This is a genomic window from Pseudoalteromonas sp. UG3-2 (assembly GCF_037120705.1).
GTDB lineage: Bacteria > Pseudomonadota > Gammaproteobacteria > Enterobacterales > Alteromonadaceae > Pseudoalteromonas.
Genome location: NZ_JAWLJU010000001.1, coordinates 101,589 through 123,931, shown reverse-complemented (window position 1 = coordinate 123,931; position 22,343 = coordinate 101,589). Strand labels below are relative to the sequence as shown.

Sequence of the window (22,343 nt, the reverse complement as noted above, 5' to 3'; positions counted from 1 at the left end):
TAACACGTACTAGTTTGCTGTAACCTTAAAAATTCGTTGCAGACACACCCATTAACTATAGTGGCTTTTTGAAATATGAAAATCGCTTTTTCCCCTGCCTCCGCCTTAGGGCAACTACTTATGCTGCGCTCAGTGGCCATTGTGATCCAAATAGTGATGGTGGCCATTGCGATGTTAGTGTTCGATAAACAGTTTGACTTTTTCGCGGTGGCTGCGGTGGTCGCTGCCGAATCCGTATTTCAATTACTCAGTATTTATGCTTATCGCAATATAAAAGAAGCCGCGCCTTTAGGCATGACCATGCAGCTGTTGGCCGACATTGTATTTCTTACCGTGCTGTTGGCATTAACCGGAGGTGCCACCAACGCTTTCGTTTCATTATTGGTATTGCCAACCATTATTGCTGCGGTGACTTTACCCAGTTTGTACATGTTATTTGTGTGCATTAGCGCCATTGCTGCCTACGGTTATCTTTACTTAAGAATGTCAAACGAGCACATGCACCATATGGACATGTCGACTCACTTATTAGGTATGTTGGTGAATTTTACCTTTACCATCATTGTAGTAGCGACGGTAGTGACCATTTTAGTGCAGCAAAATAGAAGAAAAGCACGGGATATCGCCGCACTTAGAGAGCAACAATTGCAACAAGAGCAAGTGATTGCACTGGGCAGTGCCGCGGCTCAAGCAACTCATCAGCTGGCAACGCCAATTGCACATTTGGCTTTATTACATGAAGAACTCTCAGACAATTATCCCAAGGATGAGGCTGTACAAGAAATGGCACAACCCATTGCCAGTTGTCAGCAGCAACTGGATGAGTTTCGGCGGGTCACTGAATACGTTAAAGCCAATAAAACTCATTCTGTGGCGATAACAAAAGTACTATCGTCATTACAGCAGTTGGCCACTTTACAATACCCGCAACAGCATTTTACTTTTACTGCAGAACATTGCTCTGGTGGTGTGGTTGACGACCCTATGCTTATCCCCGCTTTATTGAATTTAATCGCTAATGCGGTGAGAGCGAATGAAGCCAATAACCAGCAGAGCATTGTGGTGACCTGCGAGCAAAGCGATGGCAATATTGCCATTAACATCACAGACCATGGCGTTGGCGTTGAGCCGCTGCAGTTAGCTAAATTGGGTCAGCAAATCGTCGACAGCGAAAATGGGCTTGGTATGGCGGTGTTACTTAGTCATGCCACCATTGAGCGGCTTGGCGGCCGCTTAATTATTAAAAACCAATCACCCCAGGGCACTTCCTGTGTGGTGACTTTACCTCGGATACAACATGAAACTACTGCTCATTGAGGATGATCTTGCGTTTGCGCAAACCTTGGCTCGGCGGATGCAAAAACATGGGTTTGAGACCTTGCATTTGAGTGCTTTGCATGACGTCATAGCAAAAAGCCAAGGGTTTGCACCGCAATACATTCTGTTAGATATGAAGTTAGCTGATGAAAGCAGCATTAACTATATCACGCCGCTGCGTCAGCACTTTCCCACGGCCAGGATCATTATGCTCACCGGTTACGCCAGCATTGCAACAGCGGTGGCTGCCATCAAACTGGGAGCCGATGACTACCTTACCAAGCCTGCCAGCAGTCAATTAATAATCCAAACTTTGCTTGGCGAAGATAACATGGTCGTCGACAATGAGACTGTTATGTCTCCAGATAGACTGGAGTGGGAACATATTCAGCAGGTGCTAAAAGCCAATCATGGCAATATCTCACAAACGGCCAGAGCATTGAATATGCATCGGCGGACATTGCAGCGCAAGTTACAAAAGAAACCTGTGTATCAGTAAAATTTCTCTTATACTCATTATTAACTAAAACTCAATGCACTCGAGGCTGTGATGACGTTTTCGTTTGAGGCATTAAATCTGTGGGCGACTTTGTTAGCGGCATTGTCTTCTTTCATGCTCGGTGGTATTTGGTATTCGCCAATATTGTTCCAGCAAACGTGGATGGAAGGCTGTGGCTTAACCGAGCTTGACTTGCAAACAAGCGACCCGAAGTTAACCTTTGGTGTGGCATTTATATTGTCATTGCTGTCAGCGGTGTTTATGTCAGTGGTGTTACCTATGGGGCAGTCGCTGCTTGCCACCATTGGCCTAGGTGCCGCCATTGGCTTATTTATTGTTGCCACCAGCTTGGGCACTAGTTACATTTTCGAGCAACGACCATTTAAGCTGTTTCTGGTCAATGGGGGGTATCATGTTTTACAATTTAGCCTAATAGCAATGGTATTGAGGTTAATGTATTAAACATGGCTAAGCCAAACAAAAAAGGACCAACTCGCACTGTCGATATATTTTGTGCCGGCTGCAAACAGCCGCTATTTAAATACCGCAAGGGCGGTAAAGGGAGTTTGGTCAAATGCTTCAAAGAGCGTATTGTTAAAGATCACACCCAAGATCAAATTCACTGTCCTAATTGCGAGCAAACCTTCGCCCGTGACACCTTAGTCCGTGGCACGCCAGCGTTAAAAATGATTGGCGGCAAAGTCACGGCAAAATAACCCCCGCCATTTGTTATGTCATCAGACATATGTCCTTACCTGGGGCTGTGTATTTGTTACTATCTCGCCGTTTGACTTGCTGTTTCAATGATTGAAAACGACCCTTCCCATGGAACTGGGCCAGCCAATTGGGTCTAAAGCAAATACAACTGCAATATAACTGGTTCGGTGAATTGGAGTTGGTGATTATAATGGATAACGTATGATCGATTTAGTTTTCGATATTATTGGTATGACAGGCACCTTTTTAGTGGTTGGTGCATTTTTTATGTTACAGCTACAAAAAGCATCACCAGAAGGGCTAACCTATAACTTGATGAATCTCAGTGGCGCCATCTTGTTACTGATCAGTCTTTGCTATAATTTTAATTTGGCAAGCTTTGTTATCGAGTTATTCTGGATTGCAGCGTCATTAATTGGCTTATACAAATATTTTAAAGCGCGCAAACTGGCAGCTGCCTAATAACTTCAGTGTGCTTCTAATTTAAAAGGCGAATCAAAAACTTGCGTAGTGGCAAATAGCAAGTATTATTAAATTAATCATATGCTGCTACGTAGGTTAGTTAAACACTAATGCTGCGAGCGAAGTGTGGGAACATAGAGCTCGTTATTATGAATAAAGCCGTTTTACTCTTTGCCGCTGTGCTCGGTATGCCAATAGCACAGGGATCCGAAGAAGACTTATACCAGTTGTCTTTTGAAGAACTATTGGATGTTAACATATCTATCGCGAGTAAAACCTCTGAGACCCGCGCTTCTGTGCCATCGAGCACCACCGTTTTTAATGCCCAACAAATCGCCAGCCTTGGCGTTGATAATGTTTATGAATTAATGAACTATGTGCCCGGATTCCAATCCACCCGTGGTGATTGGGTTGGAGCGGTGCCAAAAGAGCATACTCGAGGTGTGTATTTGGATACCGGCCATGTGTTGGTGATGATTGATGGCCAGCGATTAAATGAATCGTCATTTGGCAAAGCGTCTGTATACACCCCTTTTATTCCTGTTGATATCGTTGCCAAAGTAGAGTTTATTCGTGGTCCAGGATCGGCGCTGTACGGCAGTAATGCCTTTCTTGGGGTTATGAACGTCATCACTAAAACCGCCAGTAACGAATTCAGTGTTGGATACGGTGAACAGGGTACGCTGCAAATGGCGCTCAGTGGTTCAAAAAAAATCAGCGATGATACTGAGTTATACGGTAATATTGCCGCCAATCAGCGCTCCGGTGAGGGCTATTTTCAAAACGCAGTACAAGATCCATTAAAATCCCTGTTTATTACATTTGGTGGAAGCCATCACGCCTTAAGCTGGCAGTTAAGGTACAACCGCACGGAACTGGATGAGTTTTTAAATCTATCGCGTTATTCACCGGATAATGAGCATCAAAGTGAAAATATAGCCACGATAGTAAGTTACGATTGGCAGATTAATCCGCAGCTGATGTTAAGTCACTCGCTGAGTTTCATTGAGCACAACATTGAAAGTGCCGGGCTTATTGTCGCCGCTGATGAGATAGGGTTGGCCGCTGGCGCTGATTTTCTTGTCGGGCCGGCTTGGCAATCAAGAGATTTAACCTACAACCTCGATGGCCGTTTTAGCCAAAACGACAAGCTGGATTGGAATTTTGGTCTGGAGTGGTCAGATGAAGAGCAAAGCCAAGCCAATATTAGAACAAGTTACTACGACCCCGACTTTGGCGATGTATTTTTAGCCGATAGCGCATACTTAGGCGGTGTTACCACAGTAAAAAACTACGCGCCATTTTACCCACTGCTGCAAGAGTTTGACTCTCATGCCGGGTATCTCCAAGCCAAGTACAAACTCAGCGATGACCTGAATATGTTTGCTGGCATTCGCTATGATGAAGTCAAGGATATAGATGATAAGCTATCACCGCGATTGGCCTTTATTTACGATGTTAATCAGCGCCATACCTTAAAATTTCAATATGGTGAGTCGTTCCGCACGCCAGTGAGCAACGAATTAAATTCTAATGATGATGTCACCATTGGTAATTCCGATTTGACCTCAGAGCGAGTTAAAACCACCGAGTTTGTATGGCATTACCAAGACCAACAAAAACAACTGGATGTGGTACTTTTCGAAAACCAGTTGAGTGACTTTATCAACCTGATCCCAATCAAGGACCCCCAAGCTGAATTTACCTTTGGTAATGTTTTTGAAACCAATATGCAGGGCATTGAAGTCAATGCTAACCTTAATCTTAGCGAGCGCACTTGGCTGCAAGGGGCTTTCACGCAGATGTTCGATAAACCCCTAAATGGCAGCTTTAAAAAGTTTTTTGCCGCTGCCATAACCCATCAATATGACGGCATTGAAGCGACCTTAAACGCATTATGGCGAGATAGCACCTTTGTGCCAGGTCCGCCAAACCCAGAGATTGCCAGTTTTGACCAACCCAGTTATTGGCTGTTGGGGCTGTCGCTGTCATGGCAGCTTGCTGATGATGCTAAGCTTTACCTTAAAGGTGAGAATTTAACCGATAAAAAAGTGGATGTATTTGACCCTAGGTTAAGAGATGGTCGCGTGCCGCAGCAGGGCAGAACGCTACTGCTACAATACCATTATGTTTTTTAGCGTGATCTAAGGCGTCAGCGAACGTGTCTAGCAGTCCATTAGTAGATAACCTCGCCACCCAGGTTGCCAGTTTATGGCGGCGTAAACAGGCCCCGCTATTGCTGGCCATTTCCGGCATGCAGGGCAGTGGTAAGTCAACCTTGAGCCAACACCTAATCAAGCAGCTGTACGGGGATAATATTACTGGGGTTGCGGTATCGCTTGATGATTTTTATTTTGATGCCAATGAACGAGCACAGTTAGCACAGCGAGTCCATCCACTGTATCAACAGCGTGGTCTCCCAGGCAGTCACGATCTGGCTTTATTGCAACAGGTACTATGGGACTTTAAACAGCAGCGGGCGTTGCTATTACCGGTGTTTGATAAAGCATCAGATAACAAGCTCAGCAAGAGCCAATGGCGGCCAGTGCCAGAGGGGGCGCAAGTATTAATCGTAGAAGGTTGGTGTATGGGGGTAACCGCTCAGCCAGCTGCGCAGTTGGGTTATGACGTCAATGATTTTGAGCGAAAACACGACCGCGATGGCTGTTTTCGCCACTGCGTTAACCGCCTGCTAGCGACTAACTACCAGGAAGTATTTGAGCAATTTGATGGGCTTGTTTTTCTTAATGGTCAGAGTTTTTCTCGGGTTTATCGCTGGCGCTTACAACAAGAGCACGCGTTACGGGCGCAAACCGGCAAAGGCATGACGGATGAGGAAGTATTGGCATTTATTCAGCCTTTTCAAAGGCTGTCGGAGTGGGCCGTAACCAGCTTAAGTGAAAGCGCCAACGTGGTGGTTGATCTGGGTGAGGATCGCGAGGTATTAACTGTTCGTGGTCAGTTATAGCGTGCCAGCCTGCGCTCAAGCAATACTTGTGAACACAGGCTGGTAATATAGTCCGTGCTTAAGAAGCTAAATCTTCAACACCGACGATAAGCCAAGGGGCATTACCTGAGGTTTGACGCTCAAGGTGCCAAATTTCATGAATGGGTTCTTCTTGCATATCGCCTAAATCTCGGTATTTACCAGTAAACTTCACGCTGATTTCCCAAACATGGGGGTGAGTATCAGCACGAACCATTTCGGCATCGACAAACATCACTTCCGTCTTTACATCGCCTTGGGCTTCGCGGTCTTGTTTAAACTCAGCCACAAGTTCTGGGCTTAAGTACTCAGAAATAGTAGCAAAATCATTGTCATTCCACGCTTTTTGTATGGTTTGATAATGTTGTCTTGCCCCCTGTAAGAAGCCATTAATATCGAAATCGCGGGGTAAGTTCAGTGGCACAGACGTCGCGCCAAACCCACCACCAGAGCTTTGTGGACTAGGTTGGCTAGATTGGAATTGTTGCGAGTTGTAGTTAGATGATTGCGGTGCTGCGCCAGCATACCCTGGGTGTTGGCGTTTAAGTAATGCCGATTTTACTAATTTAAAAATAAAAAAGGCCGCACCAGCAAGCAGAAGCATCTCTAGCAGTTGAAAACCTTCAAAGTCGTCACCTAGCATGGCTGCAATTAGGCCACCGGCCAATAAGCCGCCTAAAATACCGCCCATGATCCCTTTTTTGCTCGACTTGGTTTTGGTGGTTTTGCTATTAAGAGTTTGGGTATCCACTTTCTTTTGCTGGGTAGTGGTGGTTTGGTGGGTTTTACCGCTACTGCGCTTACCAAACTTCTTTCTGGCTTCAGCATCAAAGCTAGTACCAATCACTAAGGCTAACAAAGTGAATAAAACAATGAAATTTTTCATGATTTTCCTATCTAAAAATAAACTGATGCTATTGTAATGAAGTTGCTGGCGCTTTGAAATAGCCATGGTATGACGGTTTGGGGAAATGGGTGAATAGCGCCCATTTCCCATGTTATAGCCAGCGCAAAGAGGTTTGCACTGCGGATTGGAAGTGTTGCAATGGCGCACTTTTATCGCCAACTAAAATAGTATTGGCTCTATCGTTGTGAGCAATCAAGCCAGCAAAGCGGTTATCTGAAAAGCGGTCACTGCCATCAAGGGTGGCTTGTTGCCCGGTGGGCACCACAAACACAGTTAAAGGACCAAACTCAGATTGCATCACTAAGTGCAGACTCTTTTGTCCTTTAAAATTACAAAAAGTGGCAAACACCACTTTGCCCGGCAAGTCATCAAACTTACCACCAAACATGGCGAGCTTCTCGTTCACTTGCTGAAGTGGAATGGCGTCTTCACGCTCAAGAGCGCTAGATTCATGATAGACATGTGCTAGCGCATGTTGCCCGGTGTTCAGCGGTTCGCCAAAGCCGCCAAAATAAAAAATGAGCGCTGCAAAAAGCGTACTGGCGGCCACAGCAAAGGGCATGGTTGCTCGTCTAAACCAGCTCACTTTGCCGTGCTCTTGGTTGTTGGCAACTTCGGCTTGTTGTTTGGCGATAATTTTATCGGCCAAATCATCCGGTACTGCGATTGCCATCGATTGATTAAGAAAGTCATCGAACTGCTGCATTTCAGTGACAATGCGCTGTAATTCTGGCTGGGCTTTGGCCGCCGCGATAACTTCTTCATCGTGTGGATCGGCGAATAATCGACGCCTAAATTCGAGTTCATCCATCAATTTGATGCCCCCTTAATTGGTTCATAGCCTGCTTTTAATGCCTCTTTTAGTTGATTTCTGGCCCGGTAGAGGCGAGTCATTACGGTGTTTTTGTTTAACTCCAAAATAGTAGCGATCTCATCGCCAGAGCAACCCATCACCACTTGTAATAACAAAGGTTCCTTATATTCGGTGGCAAGTGCTGCAATTTGTCGTTGCACTACGGCTTGCTCTGCGCTGTCGTCTAAACTGCTGCTGCGCTCATCGACCAAGGTATCTTGCTCAACATCACTGTAATCAAACTGTTTGCGCTCAAAGCGTCGGGCGTTTTCTCGTCGTAAAATAGTTAATAACCACGGCTTGGCGGCGTCTTTCTCTTGTAAAGAGTCAAGCGCGCGCCAAGCCCGCAAAAAAGTTTCTTGGACTAAGTCTTCTGCTATTGTCGGATCACCTGACAACCAATAAGCGAACTTATAGAGTTCTTTGTGATATGCCCGAACCAGCGACTCATAATGGGTTTGTTTACTGGTCATATTTACAAGACCTACCTTATTGCAGGTTTATTTCATCAATTATGCATTTTTTTGTTTACTGAGCTAATTAAGCATAACAGAGCCATAAAAGAAAAGCGCCAAATGGCGCTTTGCTTTAGTATAAACTGTCTAGCGGTGCTGTACTTTGTTGTTGTAAGTGTACTTTCTCTGCTTTTTGCACTGCTTGGTATAAGCTTTTTAAGTTTATCTCGCCAGTACCTTTGCCATATAGACTGGCTTGCAAGGCATGCACTTGGCTTTGCACTTCACTAGGTTGAGTTTTTAGCCAGTCAGACAAGCTTTGCTGTTGCTGGTTTAGGTATACCAGCAGGGCTTGATAAAAAGCCTGAGGATCGTCTTTTTTAACCGCATCTGAAAAACCCATATTACGTGGTTGATTGACTTCAGCTTGGGCCGGTAGTTTGGCGGTTGGGCGCGCCTTATGGAATAACCACCAAGCCACAACCGTGGCCAGCCATAACAGATAGCCCAGTGCCGTGATCAGCCAAAGCCACTGTGGTATGTGCTTTTGAACTTGAGGGGCTGGCTGGGCTTTGAGGTCTTTTGCCGCAGCAACGTCACTTTCACTGCTGCTTATTGGCGCCGCCGGCTGAGTTTGATTTGGATCTGCTTTGATGGTGATGTTCTTGGCAGGCAAAGTAGCAAACTCTTGGCGCTTAGTGACGGTGTTAAACCAAGGCAAGGAGACTTCTGGCAAAACAAACTCACCGGAGCGCTGGGGCAAATAAGCAAAAGACACCAGCAGTTGTGAAATCACTTTGCCATCGCGAGTAATTTGTTTACGCTCAGAGGTATCAGGATAGATCCTAAAGCCTTCCACCTCTTCCATATTAAGCTCAGGTAGCTGCTCTTTAGTCACGCCTACTGCGGTTAAAGTGAAAGTACGTGTCAGTGGCGTGCCCACGGTTACATTAGTGTCTTGTGGTTGCCATTCAGCGGAAAAGTTGACGTACTCACTGGGCAGCCAATTATCAGCGTGTTCACTGGGGATGGGGTTGACCGTCAACTCGATGGCTTCAGCCACTGCAGAGACAGCCATGCGGCGATACCCTTCGCGGACTTGGCCGTTAAATACCGGTGGTTGTATAGTGATGTCACCACTTCTTTGTGGCTGCAGCATGTATTCTCTGGTGATCACCATATAACGACGGCCATCAACGATTTCATATTCTTCTTGCTGTTTGCCCAGCTGAGTCACAGTGGCACCCTCGGCTTCTGGGGCACTTAATTGACCGTCTAGTAAGTCTTGGCCGATATAAAGCTTAACGGTATACAGTCCAGCTTGTTGTACATAAAGGCTGGTGCTATCGAGCGTTGCTTTAACGAAAATATCTTTGCTTTGCTCATCGCCTTGTTGCGCCACCACATTGAGGGTGATGGGCTGGGTTTTGGCACCATCGACCTCAAAGGCCGGAATAGTGTACTCACCTGGGGTGCGGGCAACCAGTTGCACTTGCCAACTGGTTGAGCTGGTCATACTGCCATTGATAATACTGGTGCGCGAACTGGTGCTTACTGGACTGGTGACAAAGTTCTGGCTCAAGGCTGAAACGTCTGGAATGGTGCCTTTCACTTTACCTTCGGCGGTGATGGTGAGGGTAAAGTATTCGCCAGCAAGCACTGGGTTTTTATCGACACTAGCAGTTAAATTATCCAAAGCCAGTGCCGCTTGACTCGATATCAACAAAGACAATAGCAATAGAATACGTGTTACCATGATTTTTCAACTCCTCGAGGTAGACGTCTTTGTTTACGCTGTTGTGATTCTAGTAGCATTTTATTTCTCAATAAGATTGCAGGATCGTCTGGCACTTTGCGCAGCAGCTGATTAAGTTGCTGCGCCTTTTCTATTTCTTCTGGGGTCAGTTCGCGGCCTTGTTGCGCCATCATCTTGTCTGCTTGTTGTTGCTGTTGTTGTGATTGTGGTTGCGCTTTAGCGTCAGCCGTGACTTCACTGGGATCCTCTGGTTGCTGTTGTGGTTGACCAGGCTCTGGATCTGTATTGGCAGCCAGTTCTGGCTGATTATTATTTTCCTGACTATTGCCGTCGGATTGCTGTTGCTGACCTTGTTGGTCTTGCTGACCTTGTTGGTCCTGCTGGCCTTGTTGGTCCTGCTGGCCTTGTTGGTCCTGCTGGCCTTGTTGGTCCTGCTGGCCTTGTTGGTCCTGCTGGCCTTGTTGGTCCTGCTGGCCTTGTTGGTCCTGCTGACCTTGTTGGTCTTGCTGACCTTGTTGGTCCTGCTGACCTTGTTGGTCCTGCTGACCTTGTTGGTCTTGCTGACCTTGTTGGTCTTGCTGACCTTGTTGATTTTGTTGCTCTTGTTGATCCTTTAACTGTTGCACGAGTGCCTTATTTTGTTGCGCTTGCTCGAAATCTGGCTGCTTAGCCAATGCCCGGTCGTAGGCTGCAATGGCGTCATCAAGCTGACCGAGTTTCGCCAGCGCATTACCAAGGTTATATTGAGCCTCAGCAGAGGGTTGCTGGCGTAATACATCGGCCGCCTGCTGAAAGTCGCCTTTTTTATATAATGCCGCGCCCTTTAATACCGAGTTGCTGGCATGACTGGCTTGGTCATAATCATCATTTTGATAGGCGGCAAGGGCATTCTGATCTGTGTTTTTAAACCATTGAGACCACTGTGCAGCATAGGCGTGTTGTTGTGGGAACAAACACACCAACAGTACTGTGCTAAGTGCGATGGCGTGATTGCGCAGTAGCAGCAGTGCCATAGGAATTAATAAAACCAGTAAATAAACGCCAGCGTCAATGCGCCACTTGGTGTTGGTTTGTTGCTCATCACTGGGTTTGGCGTTACTGGCACTGGGCTTAAAGGCCTGGATATCGCGACCATCAGCAGTATAACTGGCATACACACCGTCTTGGCTGGCTGCGAGCTTTTGTAATCTACTTTTAACCAATTTTGGTACCACTATCTGACCATATTGGTCTTTTAAAAAGCCCCCTTCAGGTAAGTTGATGGGCGCTCCTGCGGCGCTGCCAATGCCGTATACACTGAGGGTAAAGTTACTGCCACTAAGCAAAGCACGAATGTCTTCGCTGTCATTTTGTTCAATACCATCGGTAAGCAACACAATGCTGCCACGATCAAACCCTGCACCTTTAAGTAGACTCACGGCTTGGTCAATTCCGGCAAGCACGTTCGAGCCTTTGCTGGGCATGATTTCAGGGCTGAGGCTTGGAATTAGGTTTTCTAAGGTCGTAACATCGGTGGTTAATGGCGATACGGTAAAGGCATCTCCTGCGTAAGCAATTAACCCGGTTTCGCCTTCTTTAAATAGTTGTAATAAATCTAAGGCTTTAAAACGGGCTTGGGTTAAGCGGTTTGGAGCAATATCGGTGGCATACATGGAGTAGGACATGTCCATTACCATGACTCGAGGTGCTTGAGTTTTAAACACTGGCACTTCACGCTTTTCAATACTCGGGCCGGCAATGGCGATAATAGCAAGCAAGAAAAAGGCAATACTAAGCCAAGCTGAATTATGCTTTTGGCCATTATTTTTATGCTCACCCATCACCACACCAGCTAGGTGTGGAGCAATCAGTTGTTGTGCCTGCTTAGCGCCTTTGTTGCGCCAGTGAAGCAGGCCGTATAGCATCCAAGGTAGTAATAGCCACAGTAGCTGTGGACGGATAAATTCAAATTCCATCAGGTTACCTCCGCAGCCAGGCTGTTAAAACAACACTGCAGCGCGCTAAAAACAGCAAGGTTAGCACTGCCAATAGCGGCCAATAAAATAATGCCAATTTGGGTCTAAACGTTTGGGTTTCGTCGCTTATTGGCTCAAGTTGGTCGAGCATGGCATAAATTTGTTGTAACCCTGCTACGTCTTTAGCGCGAAAATACTGACCACCGGTTTCTTTAGCGATGTGTTGTAAGGTTTTTTCATCAATACTGCTGCCCGCCATGGAATTGAAGCCAAATAGCCCAAAACCACGCTTGCCATCAGAGCCAACGCCAATGGTATACACTTTTATGCCTTCTTCGCGGGCCAACACTAGGGCTTCATCGGGCTCCAAATTACCGGCGGTGTTTTGACCATCGGTGAGTAAAATTAAAATTTTATTGCTTTGCTCGCGCTCACCAAAGCGCTTTACGGCTAAGCCAATGGCATCGCCAATGGCGGTGGCACGGCCAACTAAACCAATTTGTGCTTCACTGAGCATTTGACTCACGGTGTTGAGATCTCGGGTTAATGGCGTTTGCAAAAACGCCGTGTCGCCAAACAGGATAAGGCCTAAGCGGTCGCCCTGGCGTTCGCTAATAAAGTCACTGACCACGGCTTTCACCACCGAAAGGCGGTCGACACTGCGGCCTTGATAGTCCATATCCTGCTCTGTCATCGAGGCCGATAGGTCAACGGCGAGCATAATGTCTCTGCCTTCGTTTGGCACCACGATAGGGTCGTCCAACCACGTTGGGTTAGCAGCAGCAATTACCAGCAGCAGCCAAACTAATGCCTCTAACCAGTTTATCGACTTTCTTGGTTGCAGTTGTGAGTGGCCTGCAATGGCCATTTTAGCCAAGCTTGGAATGCGTAGCTTAATGCCAGCCTGAGCTTTACTGGGCTTAAATTTGGCAATGAGCCAAGGCAAAGGCAACAATAAAAACGCCCAAGGCCAAGCAAACTCAAACATAGCGCTTCTCCTTAACGTTAAAGGTTTTAATCGCGGTGATAAGCTTTGCTTGTAAGGTCGCACTTGGATTAGGGGAATAGAGTGAGTCTAGCTCTTGGCGAGTTAATTCGGCTTTGGTGACTTTGGCTTGAAACTCAAGCCAAGGCTCAGCACTGAGACTGGCATACGGTTCACCGTAATAGTGTTTCACTAAGCGTTTTAGAATTAAATGTAACTCTTGTGCTGATTGCGCAGACGTACTTAGTTTAACTGCATGCTTTTTGGCACGCAGGTGCTGTTGCCGAAGGTAAAAATAGCGACAAATGAATACTAGCAGTAATACAATGGTGCCGATCAGCGCCCACATGGGATAGGACAGTGGCCACCAGCTTACGCTTTGTGGCACAACGACGTCGTTAAGTTGTGCTAACGGATCCGCTTGCATTTAACCCCTCACTAACTGTAATTCGATTGGTAGAGACGCATCATAGTGTTGTAACGTCATGCCAGAGCGTCGCAACAGCGCTATCCGCTGCTCAAAAAAGCGCTCGGCGTGGTGCGAAAACTGCTCTCGAAACTGTTGATCCATTAATGGCAAGGTCCATTTATTGCCCCCGTCAGTGGCTTCAATAGCTTGGCTATAATGCGGTAGTTGCCGTTCAAATGGGTCGGTTATCATACAGGCAATGACTTCATTATGGCGTGTGGCACGCTCTAGCAATTTGAAACTGTCCTCATCCAGCGCGGTGAAGTCTGAGACTAAGTAAATTAAGCTACCGGGCTTAGCTAAATGCACCAGCCGTTTTAAGTTTTCATTAAAACGATGGCTATTCGTCGCTGCATCGCGGCTCTCTAAAGCTTGCTGATGCAAACTACACAGTTGATGCGCTAATGCCAACACACCACGGTCGCGGGCCATGGGTTTTAACTCGTGGTGATGCTGGTCATTAAATACCACGCCGCCAACACGGTCACCACGGGCACAAGCAGACCAAGCCACTAGTGAGCTTAAATGCGCTGCCAGAACGGACTTTAAAAGCAATTGTGAGCCAAACAGCATGCTGGCAGACAAGTCGCAAAAGACAAACACTGGACGCTCTTTCTCTTCTTGGAATAACTTGGTATGGGTTTCACCGGTACGGGCGGTGACGCGCCAATCAATGGCACGAATATCATCACCATATTGATACTGTCTTACTTCCGCAAATTCCATGCCACGGCCTTTGTGTGGGGCAAGGTATTGGCCTGCTTGGGCACTCTTGACCTTGCCACGGGGACGCAGCGACAATAAATGCGCTTTCGATTTATAGTACAACAGCTCTTTTAAGTTCAGTGAAGCGCCATCACTGTGACTTTCATTAAACCATTGTACTGCATCAAACGGCTTTTCTTTTTTCATAACGGCTTAAGGTACAGCAACCAATTCTAAGATTTTGCTGATCACTTGGTCTTTGCTGACGCCATCGGCTTGGGCTTCATAGCTAAGAATAATGCGATGGCGTAACACATTGTGCACCACAGCCTGAATGTCTTCTGGGGTGACAAAGTCCCGTTGTTGCAACCAAGCATGAGCCCGAGCACATTTATCTAGGGCGATAGTGGCACGAGGACTGGCGCCATAGTCAAGCCAGCTGGCGAGCTGGGTATCGAATTTTTCCGGTTCTCTGGTGGCAACAATTAATTGCACTAAATACTGTTCCAGCGATTCAGCAAGGTGCAATGCTAATACCTTTTTACGCGCTGCGAAAAGCGTATCTTGGCTAATGGCGGTAAAAGGTGCGCTATGTTGTTCTAACGCTTCGCCGCGGGTGAGACGCAAAATATCCAATTCGGTCTCGGCATCCGGGTAATCGATATTTAAATGTAATAAAAAGCGGTCGAGTTGGGCCTCAGGCAGTGGGTAAGTGCCTTCTTGCTCAAGCGGGTTCTGGGTTGCCATCACCATAAATAACTCGGGCAGGGTGTAGGTGTTTTTCCCTACGGTGATCTGTCTTTCTGCCATGGCCTCGAGTAACGCCGACTGAACTTTGGCCGGTGCACGGTTGATTTCGTCGGCCAAGATCAGACTGTGGAACAAAGGCCCTTTTTCAAACACAAACTCATTGGTTTGCTGTCGGTAAATATCGGTGCCGGTTATGTCTGAGGGTAATAAGTCGGGGGTAAACTGTACCCGCTGAAAGCTGCCCTCTATGCCTTTGGCCAGAGCATTTACTGCTCGGGTTTTCGCCAAGCCCGGCGGTCCTTCAACCAACAAATGGCCGTCGGCCAGTAACGTGATAAGCAAGGCTTCGGTAAGCGCGCTTTGTCCTAGGATTTGCGTATCTAAATAGTGTTTTAGTTGCGTAAATTCGTTTACTGCCATGTGACTGCCTTTTCTCGCGACAAAATTAACTTAGTTATATGGACTGGGTGCCAATAATCAAGTGGATTAGACCGGCAATTTTGCAAAAGTTCATAAATTTTCAATAACAATTTCAATTACTTTGTGATTGTTTAAAAAAGCAACTAAAGTAGTGCTTTACGGTTTGAAAAACACCCAATTCGTGTTTTGCTATTGGCAACTCGGGTTTGGTTGTTTAGAATCGGAGGAAATTAACAGGTCAGACCTGTCAGCGGGAGAGCAAATTCATGTCTGAACAAAACATACTAAAAACAGCTAAAGGCGACCGTATCGCCATTGTAAGTGGCCTGCGTACGCCATTTGCGAAACAAGCAACTGCCTTTCACCATGTGCCAGCACTTGATCTAGGTAAAATCGTGGTCAATGAGATGCTTGAGCGTCTGAACTTCGACCGCAAAGAAATCGACCAACTTGTCTTCGGTCAAGTGGTGCAGATGCCAGAAGCGCCAAACATTGCACGTGAAATCGTCCTAGGCACTGGCATGCCGGTATCAGTAGACGCTTACTCGGTATCGCGAGCCTGCGCTACCAGTTTCCAAGCCATTGCCAATGTCGCAGAAAGCATTATCTCTGGTCAGGTTGACGTGGGCGTTGCTGGTGGTGCAGACTCGTCGTCGGTACTACCAATTGGCGTAAGTAAAAAATTAGCTGGCAGCTTAGTCGACCTAAACAAGGCGCGTACATTAAAGCAACGACTACAGATTTTCTCAAAATTAAGATTGAAAGACTTAATGCCTGTTCCTCCTGCCGTGGCGGAATACTCAACCGGGCTGTCGATGGGACAAACCGCTGAGCAAATGGCGAAAACCCATGGTATTAGCCGTGCCGATCAAGACGCTATGGCACACCGCTCACACAGCCTGGCAGCGAAAGCCTGGTCTGATGGTCTACTAGATCAAGAAGTCATGGCCGCGCACGTAGAGCCTTATAAAAGCTTTATTGAAAAAGACAATAACATTCGTGAAAACTCGTCACTGGAAGGCTATGCCAAGTTGAAGCCGGTGTTTGATAGAAAACACGGCTCTGTGACGGCGGCGAATGCCACACCTCTTACTGATGGTGCTGCAGCCGTGCTAATGATGAGTGAAAGCAAAGCCAAAGCTCTGGGTTACGATATCTTAGGCTATGTCCGTAGCTTTGCGTTCTCGGCCATTGGTGTGCAAGAAGACATGCTGATGGGACCGGCCCATTCAACGCCGGTAGCACTTGAACGTGCGGGGATCACATTAGCCGATTTAGATCTGATTGAAATGCACGAGGCGTTTGCCGCGCAAGCCTTAGCCAACATGAAAATGTTCGCCTCCGACAAGTTTGCCCAAGAGCAATTAGGTCGCAGCAAAGCCATAGGTGAAATTGATATGGATAAATTCAATGTCAACGGTGGCTCATTGGCTTATGGCCACCCGTTTGCAGCCACAGGAGCACGTTTGATCACCCAAAGCTTACATGAGCTTAAGCGTCGTGGTGGCGGACTTGCGTTGACCACAGCGTGTGCCGCTGGTGGTCTTGGAGCAGCATTTGTATTGGAGAGCGCATAATGTCAGTATTTTCTTATGAACTAAACGAACATCGCGTAGCCATTGTTACTATAGATGTGCCAGACGAAAAGATGAACACCTTGCGTGACTCTTTCGCCGATGAGTTGTTGCAGCTTATTGCTAAAGGCAAAGAAGACGACGTCACCGGTATGGTGTTTATCAGTGGTAAAGACGATAACTTTATTGCCGGCGCGGATATCAAAATGCTGGATAACGCCAACACTCGCGACGATGCCTTGGCACTGTCTGAAATGTGTCAAAAAGCCTTTTTCAAAATGGCGGAATTGCCATTTCCAACCGTGGCTGCCATTCACGGCCCCGCGCTTGGTGGTGGCTTAGAGTTCGCTATGGCGTGTGATTATCGGGTTTGCACCGATGATGGTAAAACTAAACTGGGCCTACCTGAAGTGCAATTGGGCTTATTGCCTGGTGGCGGTGGTACGCAGCGTTTACCGAAATTGGTGGGGATCCAAAAAGCGCTAGAGTGGATGCTAACCGGTAAGCAGGTGCGTGCAAAGCAAGCGAAAAAAGCCGGCTTAGTGGACGATGCTGTACCACAAAGCATTCTTCTGGAGGTGGCGATTAAATTGGCACGCCAAGGCAAGCCAAAGCCACGCAAGCCAAAATTTGACCGTGTCAGCCAACTGCTCGAGTCTAACCCGTTTGGCCGCAATATCATTTTCAAAAAAGCGCAAGAAAACGTCGATAAAAAAACCGGCGGTCATTACCCTGCACCTGCGGCGATTATTAAAGCGGTAAGAGCGTCTGTGGAGCTGGATAAGCTAAAGGCATACAAAACAGAAGCGGAAGGCTTTGCCGATTTGGTGATGTCGGAAGTATCAAAAGCACTGCGCGGCATTTTCTTCGCCACCACGGAAATGAAAAAAGAATTCCAAAGTGACGAATTAGCACCTATCAAGCGTACCGCGGTGCTAGGCGGTGGCTTAATGGGCGCTGGTATTACCCATGTCAGCGCGGTGAAAGCAGGCACTCCGGTGCGCATTAAAGACGTTAGCCATCAAGGGATCAGTAATGCGTTAAATTACACCTATAAGATCCTCACAAAGCGTCAAAAGCGTCGTATTATTTCAAAAGCTGAGATGCAATCTACGCTGAATATGATCACAGGCACCACTGACTATTCTGGCTTTAAGCACACCGACATGGCAATAGAAGCGGTATTTGAAGACCTAGAGCTGAAGCAATCTATGGTTGCGGACATTGAGCGTGAATGCAGTGAAAATACCATTTTTGCTAGTAACACCTCGTCTTTACCGATTGCGCAAATTGCAGAAAAAGCCGCACGTCCAGAAAACGTCATTGGTCTGCATTACTTCTCACCGGTTGAGAAAATGCCACTGGTGGAGATCATTCCTCATGCAGGCACCAGTGAAGACGTCATTGCTCGTACGGTGTCTTTTGCCCGTAAGCAAGGCAAAACGCCAATTGTGGTAAAAGATAAAGCGGGCTTTTACGTTAACCGTATTTTAGCGCCTTACGTGAATGAAGCGGCTAATTTATTGTTGGCGGGTGAACCTATTGAGAAAATCGACCAAGCCTTGGTTGAGTTTGGCTTCCCAGTAGGGCCGCTGGCGTTACTGGACGAAGTGGGCGTTGATATTGGTTCTAAAATCGCCCCGATTTTAGAAAAAGAACTGGGTGAACGTTTTAAAGCACCCGATGCTTTTGCCCGCATGATTGAAGCAAAACGCTTAGGTCGTAAAACCGGTCGTGGCTTCTATAACTACCAAGGTAAAAAAGGCAAGCAAGTGGACGAGTCAGTCTATGAGCTGCTAGGCATTACCACTTCGCCTAAGTTGAACAAGCAAGAAATTGCCAACCGTTGTGTCGCCCAGATGCTTAATGAAGCGGCGCGCTGTTTGGATGAAGGCATTGTTCGTAATGCTCGTGATGGTGATATTGGTGCCATTTTTGGTATTGGTTTCCCACCGTTTATGGGTGGTCCATTTAGTTACATCGATAAAAAAGGTGCCAGCAAATTATGCTCTGAGTTATCAACGTATGCCGTTGATAATCCAGCATTTACACCTGCTGAAGCCTTGGTGGCTAAGTCAGAATCCGGGAAAGGGTATTACTAACCACCTATTTCTCTTGTTGTCTAAAGCCGCTGCAAAGCGGCTTTTTTGTTGCTGAAACCCACTTGCAAAAAATAAAGCGATGACCATAAGCTGGTTAGCCCCTTTTACATTAGTGGGCAAAAACCTTACAATCTGCGCCCAGAGTTTTGTTGTGGCGAAGTTTGATGCACCAAATATCCGATCTGATACGCATTTTTAACGGTCTATTTTTGACTGAATTGAATACCGAACTGGTCGCCGGTGATGACGAGCCGATTTACTTGCCTGCCGATGCTGAGCATCGCCATCATCGTATTGTGTTTGCCCATGGTTTTTATGCCAGTGCCTTACATGAAATAGCCCATTGGTTAGTAGCTGGGGCAAAACGCCGTGAGCTAGAAGATTATGGTTATTGGTATTGCCCAGATGGCCGCGACAAAGCCCAGCAACTGGCGTTTGAGCAAGTGGAAGTAAAGCCTCAAGCCATTGAATGGGCACTGAGCGTAGCAGCAGGCTTTAACTTTAATGTCTCTGTGGACAACCTTAATGGTGCACAGACCTGCCGCTTTAGCTTTCAGCAGCGCGTTCACCAACAGGTATTGCAGCTATTGCAATCGGGCTTTAATCGCCGTACGCAAATGCTACTCAACGCCTTAAGTGAATTTTACCAAACCCCTTGGCCGTTGCAGCCGAGTCAGTTTGTGTGGCAGATCCCTGCCGACATTACCTTGGAGTGCGAAGATGCAATTTAAACTTGGTTTAATCGTCAACCCCGTTGCAGGGTTAGGTGGCAGTGTTGCCCTTAAGGGCAGTGACGGTGTTGAGACCGCACAAAAGGCTATCGCGCTTGGGGCGACACCTAAAGCTAACCTCCGCGCTGCCACAGCGTTAAAAGAGCTGCTAGAGCAGCAAGCGCAAATTAGTATTTACACGGTTTCAGGTGAAATGGGACAGACGGTTGCCGAGCAACTGGGCTTTGACACCACCGTGGTGTATCAGCCACAGTCAGCCATCACCTGCGCGGAAGACACAGAGCAGGCAGCCAAAAAGCTGCTTGAGCAAGACGTGGATCTCATTCTCTTTGCCGGTGGCGATGGCACTGCACGCAATATTTGTCACGCGGTGGCGGATGCCTGTCCGGTTTTAGGGATCCCCGCCGGCTGTAAAATTCACAGCGGCGTTTATGCTATTACGCCAAAGGCCGCTGGTCGAGTAGTGCAATTGCTGGTGTCTGGTGAGTTAGTATCGATTTCTGAAGCCGATGTCATGGACATTGATGAGCAGGCATTTCGTCAGGGCACGGTCAAGGCTAAGCGCTATGGTGAAATGCAAGTGCCGACTGAGCTTAGGTACGTTCAAGCCGTGAAAAATGGCGGTAAAGAGAGTGACGAACTGGTGCTTGCCGATATTGCGGCGTATGTGGTTTCTGAAATGGAAGAGCACGAGACCTACATTATGGGTTCCGGTTCCACCGTTGCTGCAGTCATGGCGGAAATGGGCTTAGAAAACACCCTGCTGGGGGTGGATGTGGTCAAAGATCAAGAGCTAGTAGCGCAAGATCAAACCGCCAGCCAGTTACTGGGTTACGTCGACGAACACAGCAAAATTGTTATTACTCTAATTGGCGGGCAAGGCCATATTTTTGGCCGCGGTAACCAGCAACTGAGCCCGGAATTAATCAAACGGGTAGGCAAAGACAACATCATTGTTATTGCCACCAAAACCAAGTTAAAAGCCTTAGCAGGCAGGCCATTAATTGCCGACACCGGAGATGAAGCCTTAGACGAAAGCTTGTCTGGTTTTATCAAGGTGATCACGGGGTTTAACGACCACGTGATGTATGCGGTGGGTCATCAAGAATAATCTAGGAATACCTATGTCAATGAATGAATATATCGAGCAAGCACAACAGTTTTTTGATGACTTAGTGGATAGAGCCAGCGACGATGAACTGTTTGCTGGTGGTTACCTGCGTGGTCACTTTGACCTAGCAGTAGGTTATGCACAAGTGGAACAAGCCGAGCTGTCTATTGCTGAGCTTAACCAACATGTGGAAGAAAGCTTAGTTAAGGCGTACCGTAACGGTGAGCTAAATGAAGAGGATAAGGCGTTGGTTGTGGCCATTTGGGAACAAGTGCAGCGCCTAGCTAAGTAAGCCTGCACTCGAATTAGCCAGTGCCTTACAGCGGTAGGGCACTAGCGATAAATAAACTGCCAATATAAATACCCCAACGCAAAGCCAAACAGGTAAAATAAACCAATATAAGTCAAAAGTTTAACTGCCCATGTTTGCTTTTGAAACAGCGCTCCACGCACCAGCCCTAAGTTCATTGCCGCAAAAATTGGCGTGGTGACAAACGCCGAGGTCATGGCAAACATTAACATGCTTTTTAAGTCCGCCTTAAAAAACAACACCAGCAATAAGCCCAAAGTGGCTTGCAGTAAGACAATCGCCGTGTAGGGGTTAGTGTTACGCTGGGGTTTTAATAATTTCACTGCTTCACTGAGTACCCGGGCGTAGCCGTCTAACACCGTAATCGTGGTGCCAAACATGCACAGCACAGCCACAGCAGCAATAAGCCATCGGGACCACTCGCCAATGGTATTGGCGTACATATCGATGAGCTGCTGAGAAAACGCAATGCCCGCTAACTCGATGGGCTTATTCTGACCATATTGCATCAGCATGCCAAGCACGACAAACACCACCGCCAGTGCCACAGTAACAAAATACCCCACTTTAAAGTCCAGCATAATTTGCCCAGAAGTGAGTTTGGCTTTTACCATTTTGGTTTTTAACCAGGCAGAATTGATGGCTGAAATTTCAATCGGGGCTGGCATCCAGCCCATTAATGCCACTAAAAAGCCCAATAGTGCAATATCAAAAGGCGATACGGGATTGGCAGGAGGCGCATGAGCGGGGCCATTAATCATGGCAATCACCAGTGCAGCTAAAGTGGCGAGAGTTAAAATCAGCATCACCCACTTACTGGTCAAATCGAGGAGCTTATAATGACCAATAAGTAACATGCTCAGGCACAGCACTAATAATGTTAAGCTCAACCATTCAATATTAATGCTCAATGGCAGGCTATAACTTAATAAACTGGCAGTAAGCAAGACTACGCCTGCGGTATTAACGATGGCGGCAAAGCTGTTGAGCAACACAAACACCTTAAAGCCAAAGCGATAGTGTTGATAGTATCCTTCCACAACCGTCTTTTGCTGTTCACAGGTGTAGGCCACGGCAAACTTAAAGAAGGGGTATTTAATGACGTTTACCAATACAATCAGCCAGATAAGTTGAGAGCCAAACAGTGCTCCAGCTTGGGTTGACGACACTAAGTGCGAGCCACCGATGGCGGCGGTGGCCATAAGAATTCCAGGACCAAATGCGGCCATCTTTTGTTGCAGGGAATGAAGTGCTGACAATCTGATTTCCTTATATTTTT

22 protein-coding genes are annotated in these 22,343 nt (G+C 47.0%); 12 read left to right on the top strand and 10 right to left on the bottom strand.

Annotated elements, in window-relative coordinates; genetic code table 11:
• The first annotated feature begins 75 nt into the window (after positions 1–75).
• The 7 genes from R3P39_RS00555 (at position 76) to R3P39_RS00525 (ending at position 5,963) form a co-directional block, all read left to right on the top strand.
• Positions 76–1,317, top strand: coding sequence for a sensor histidine kinase (locus tag R3P39_RS00555; RefSeq protein WP_336565070.1), 1,242 nt, complete (start codon positions 76–78; stop codon positions 1,315–1,317).
• Positions 1,298–1,816, top strand: a complete 519-nt coding sequence (locus R3P39_RS00550; RefSeq protein ID WP_336565069.1) for a response regulator transcription factor — start codon at positions 1,298–1,300, stop codon at positions 1,814–1,816. The genes R3P39_RS00555 and R3P39_RS00550 overlap by 20 nt, the downstream gene beginning before the upstream one ends.
• 51 nt (positions 1,817–1,867) lie before the next feature.
• Entirely contained in the window at positions 1,868–2,278 is a 411-nt protein-coding gene (locus R3P39_RS00545) for a DUF1761 domain-containing protein (RefSeq protein ID WP_336565068.1), read from the top strand.
• A gap of 2 nt (positions 2,279–2,280) precedes the next feature.
• Positions 2,281–2,532 (top strand): hypothetical protein, encoded by a 252-nt coding sequence (locus R3P39_RS00540; RefSeq protein ID WP_336565067.1) that lies wholly within the window; start codon positions 2,281–2,283, stop codon positions 2,530–2,532.
• Between the two features lie 202 nt (positions 2,533–2,734).
• Complete coding sequence (locus R3P39_RS00535; RefSeq protein ID WP_336565066.1) at positions 2,735–2,995, top strand: CBU_0592 family membrane protein; 261 nt, start codon at positions 2,735–2,737, stop codon at positions 2,993–2,995.
• A gap of 149 nt (positions 2,996–3,144) precedes the next feature.
• On the top strand, positions 3,145–5,133 hold the full coding sequence (locus R3P39_RS00530; protein WP_336565065.1) for a TonB-dependent receptor plug domain-containing protein: 1,989 nt from the start codon (positions 3,145–3,147) through the stop codon (positions 5,131–5,133).
• 23 nt (positions 5,134–5,156) lie between these two features.
• Positions 5,157–5,963 (top strand): kinase, encoded by an 807-nt coding sequence (locus R3P39_RS00525; protein ID WP_336565064.1) that lies wholly within the window; start codon positions 5,157–5,159, stop codon positions 5,961–5,963.
• 58 nt (positions 5,964–6,021) lie between these two features.
• Here the strand turns inward: R3P39_RS00525 and R3P39_RS00520 are convergent, their stop codons facing one another.
• From R3P39_RS00520 to R3P39_RS00480, 9 genes are all read right to left on the bottom strand, one after another.
• Positions 6,022–6,867, bottom strand: a complete 846-nt coding sequence (locus R3P39_RS00520; RefSeq protein WP_336565063.1) for a Tim44 domain-containing protein — start codon at positions 6,865–6,867, stop codon at positions 6,022–6,024.
• Between the two features lie 112 nt (positions 6,868–6,979).
• Positions 6,980–7,699 carry a DUF3379 family protein gene (locus tag R3P39_RS00515; RefSeq protein WP_336565062.1) on the bottom strand — a complete coding sequence of 240 codons (720 nt, stop codon included), beginning with the start codon at positions 7,697–7,699 and terminating at the stop codon, positions 6,980–6,982.
• Entirely contained in the window at positions 7,699–8,214 is a 516-nt protein-coding gene (locus tag R3P39_RS00510) for a sigma-70 family RNA polymerase sigma factor (RefSeq protein ID WP_336565061.1), read from the bottom strand. Before R3P39_RS00510 ends, R3P39_RS00515 begins: the two co-directional genes overlap by 1 nt.
• Positions 8,215–8,329: 115 nt before the next feature.
• Positions 8,330–9,952, bottom strand: coding sequence for a BatD family protein (locus R3P39_RS00505; protein ID WP_336565060.1), 1,623 nt, complete (start codon positions 9,950–9,952; stop codon positions 8,330–8,332).
• On the bottom strand, positions 9,946–11,907 hold the full coding sequence (locus tag R3P39_RS00500) for a VWA domain-containing protein (RefSeq protein ID WP_336565059.1): 1,962 nt from the start codon (positions 11,905–11,907) through the stop codon (positions 9,946–9,948). The genes R3P39_RS00505 and R3P39_RS00500 overlap by 7 nt, the downstream gene beginning before the upstream one ends.
• Before the next feature lie 4 nt (positions 11,908–11,911).
• Positions 11,912–12,895, bottom strand: coding sequence for a vWA domain-containing protein (locus R3P39_RS00495; RefSeq protein WP_336565058.1), 984 nt, complete (start codon positions 12,893–12,895; stop codon positions 11,912–11,914).
• Positions 12,888–13,319 carry a DUF4381 domain-containing protein gene (locus R3P39_RS00490; RefSeq protein WP_336565057.1) on the bottom strand — a complete coding sequence of 144 codons (432 nt, stop codon included), beginning with the start codon at positions 13,317–13,319 and terminating at the stop codon, positions 12,888–12,890. Before R3P39_RS00490 ends, R3P39_RS00495 begins: the two co-directional genes overlap by 8 nt.
• Positions 13,320–14,273, bottom strand: a complete 954-nt coding sequence (locus tag R3P39_RS00485) for a DUF58 domain-containing protein (RefSeq protein WP_336565056.1) — start codon at positions 14,271–14,273, stop codon at positions 13,320–13,322.
• Positions 14,274–14,279: 6 nt separating this feature from the next.
• Complete coding sequence (locus R3P39_RS00480; RefSeq protein ID WP_336565055.1) at positions 14,280–15,236, bottom strand: AAA family ATPase; 957 nt, start codon at positions 15,234–15,236, stop codon at positions 14,280–14,282.
• Positions 15,237–15,502: 266 nt separating this feature from the next.
• On the opposite strand from R3P39_RS00480, the gene fadI reads away from it, so the two are divergent.
• The 5 genes from fadI to R3P39_RS00455 all read left to right on the top strand — a co-directional run bounded on the left by fadI (position 15,503) and on the right by R3P39_RS00455 (position 21,046).
• On the top strand, positions 15,503–16,813 hold the full coding sequence (gene fadI / locus R3P39_RS00475; RefSeq protein ID WP_336565054.1) for an acetyl-CoA C-acyltransferase FadI: 1,311 nt from the start codon (positions 15,503–15,505) through the stop codon (positions 16,811–16,813).
• Positions 16,813–18,912 (top strand): fatty acid oxidation complex subunit alpha FadJ, encoded by a 2,100-nt coding sequence (gene fadJ, locus R3P39_RS00470; protein ID WP_336565053.1) that lies wholly within the window; start codon positions 16,813–16,815, stop codon positions 18,910–18,912. The genes fadI and fadJ overlap by 1 nt, the downstream gene beginning before the upstream one ends.
• A 164-nt stretch (positions 18,913–19,076) precedes the next feature.
• Positions 19,077–19,643 (top strand): elongation factor P hydroxylase, encoded by a 567-nt coding sequence (locus R3P39_RS00465; protein ID WP_336565052.1) that lies wholly within the window; start codon positions 19,077–19,079, stop codon positions 19,641–19,643.
• Positions 19,633–20,754 carry an ATP-NAD kinase family protein gene (locus R3P39_RS00460; RefSeq protein ID WP_336565051.1) on the top strand — a complete coding sequence of 374 codons (1,122 nt, stop codon included), beginning with the start codon at positions 19,633–19,635 and terminating at the stop codon, positions 20,752–20,754. Before R3P39_RS00465 ends, R3P39_RS00460 begins: the two co-directional genes overlap by 11 nt.
• Before the next feature lie 13 nt (positions 20,755–20,767).
• A complete protein-coding gene (locus R3P39_RS00455) occupies positions 20,768–21,046 on the top strand; it encodes a YfcL family protein (RefSeq protein ID WP_336565049.1) in 279 nt (92 codons plus the stop codon).
• Positions 21,047–21,087: 41 nt separating this feature from the next.
• Here R3P39_RS00455 and R3P39_RS00450 read toward each other — a convergent pair whose 3' ends face one another.
• Positions 21,088–22,323: an NRAMP family divalent metal transporter gene (locus R3P39_RS00450; protein WP_336565048.1), complete on the bottom strand. Its 1,236-nt coding sequence runs from the start codon at positions 22,321–22,323 to the stop codon at positions 21,088–21,090.
• Between the last annotated feature and the right edge of the window lie 20 nt (positions 22,324–22,343).

Bases quoted from the DNA above. Each gene is read 5' to 3' on its own strand.
- R3P39_RS00550 (WP_336565069.1), top strand. From the start codon at position 1,298: ATGAAACTACTGCTCATTGAGGATGATCTTGCGTTTGCGCAAACCTTG.
- R3P39_RS00480 (WP_336565055.1), bottom strand. From the start codon at position 15,236: ATGGCAGTAAACGAATTTACGCAACTAAAACACTATTTAGATACGCAA.
- R3P39_RS00460 (WP_336565051.1), top strand. From the start codon at position 19,633: ATGCAATTTAAACTTGGTTTAATCGTCAACCCCGTTGCAGGGTTAGGT.
- R3P39_RS00515 (WP_336565062.1), bottom strand. From the start codon at position 7,699: ATGGATGAACTCGAATTTAGGCGTCGATTATTCGCCGATCCACACGAT.
- R3P39_RS00530 (WP_336565065.1), top strand. From the start codon at position 3,145: ATGAATAAAGCCGTTTTACTCTTTGCCGCTGTGCTCGGTATGCCAATA.
- R3P39_RS00545 (WP_336565068.1), top strand. From the start codon at position 1,868: ATGACGTTTTCGTTTGAGGCATTAAATCTGTGGGCGACTTTGTTAGCG.
- R3P39_RS00455 (WP_336565049.1), top strand. From the start codon at position 20,768: ATGTCAATGAATGAATATATCGAGCAAGCACAACAGTTTTTTGATGAC.
- R3P39_RS00555 (WP_336565070.1), top strand. From the start codon at position 76: ATGAAAATCGCTTTTTCCCCTGCCTCCGCCTTAGGGCAACTACTTATG.
- R3P39_RS00500 (WP_336565059.1), bottom strand. From the start codon at position 11,907: ATGGAATTTGAATTTATCCGTCCACAGCTACTGTGGCTATTACTACCT.
- R3P39_RS00510 (WP_336565061.1), bottom strand. From the start codon at position 8,214: ATGACCAGTAAACAAACCCATTATGAGTCGCTGGTTCGGGCATATCAC.
- R3P39_RS00495 (WP_336565058.1), bottom strand. From the start codon at position 12,895: ATGTTTGAGTTTGCTTGGCCTTGGGCGTTTTTATTGTTGCCTTTGCCT.
- R3P39_RS00485 (WP_336565056.1), bottom strand. From the start codon at position 14,273: ATGAAAAAAGAAAAGCCGTTTGATGCAGTACAATGGTTTAATGAAAGT.
- R3P39_RS00465 (WP_336565052.1), top strand. From the start codon at position 19,077: ATGCACCAAATATCCGATCTGATACGCATTTTTAACGGTCTATTTTTG.
- R3P39_RS00505 (WP_336565060.1), bottom strand. From the start codon at position 9,952: ATGGTAACACGTATTCTATTGCTATTGTCTTTGTTGATATCGAGTCAA.
- R3P39_RS00490 (WP_336565057.1), bottom strand. From the start codon at position 13,319: ATGCAAGCGGATCCGTTAGCACAACTTAACGACGTCGTTGTGCCACAA.
- R3P39_RS00540 (WP_336565067.1), top strand. From the start codon at position 2,281: ATGGCTAAGCCAAACAAAAAAGGACCAACTCGCACTGTCGATATATTT.
- fadI (WP_336565054.1), top strand. From the start codon at position 15,503: ATGTCTGAACAAAACATACTAAAAACAGCTAAAGGCGACCGTATCGCC.
- R3P39_RS00520 (WP_336565063.1), bottom strand. From the start codon at position 6,867: ATGAAAAATTTCATTGTTTTATTCACTTTGTTAGCCTTAGTGATTGGT.
- fadJ (WP_336565053.1), top strand. From the start codon at position 16,813: ATGTCAGTATTTTCTTATGAACTAAACGAACATCGCGTAGCCATTGTT.
- R3P39_RS00535 (WP_336565066.1), top strand. From the start codon at position 2,735: ATGATCGATTTAGTTTTCGATATTATTGGTATGACAGGCACCTTTTTA.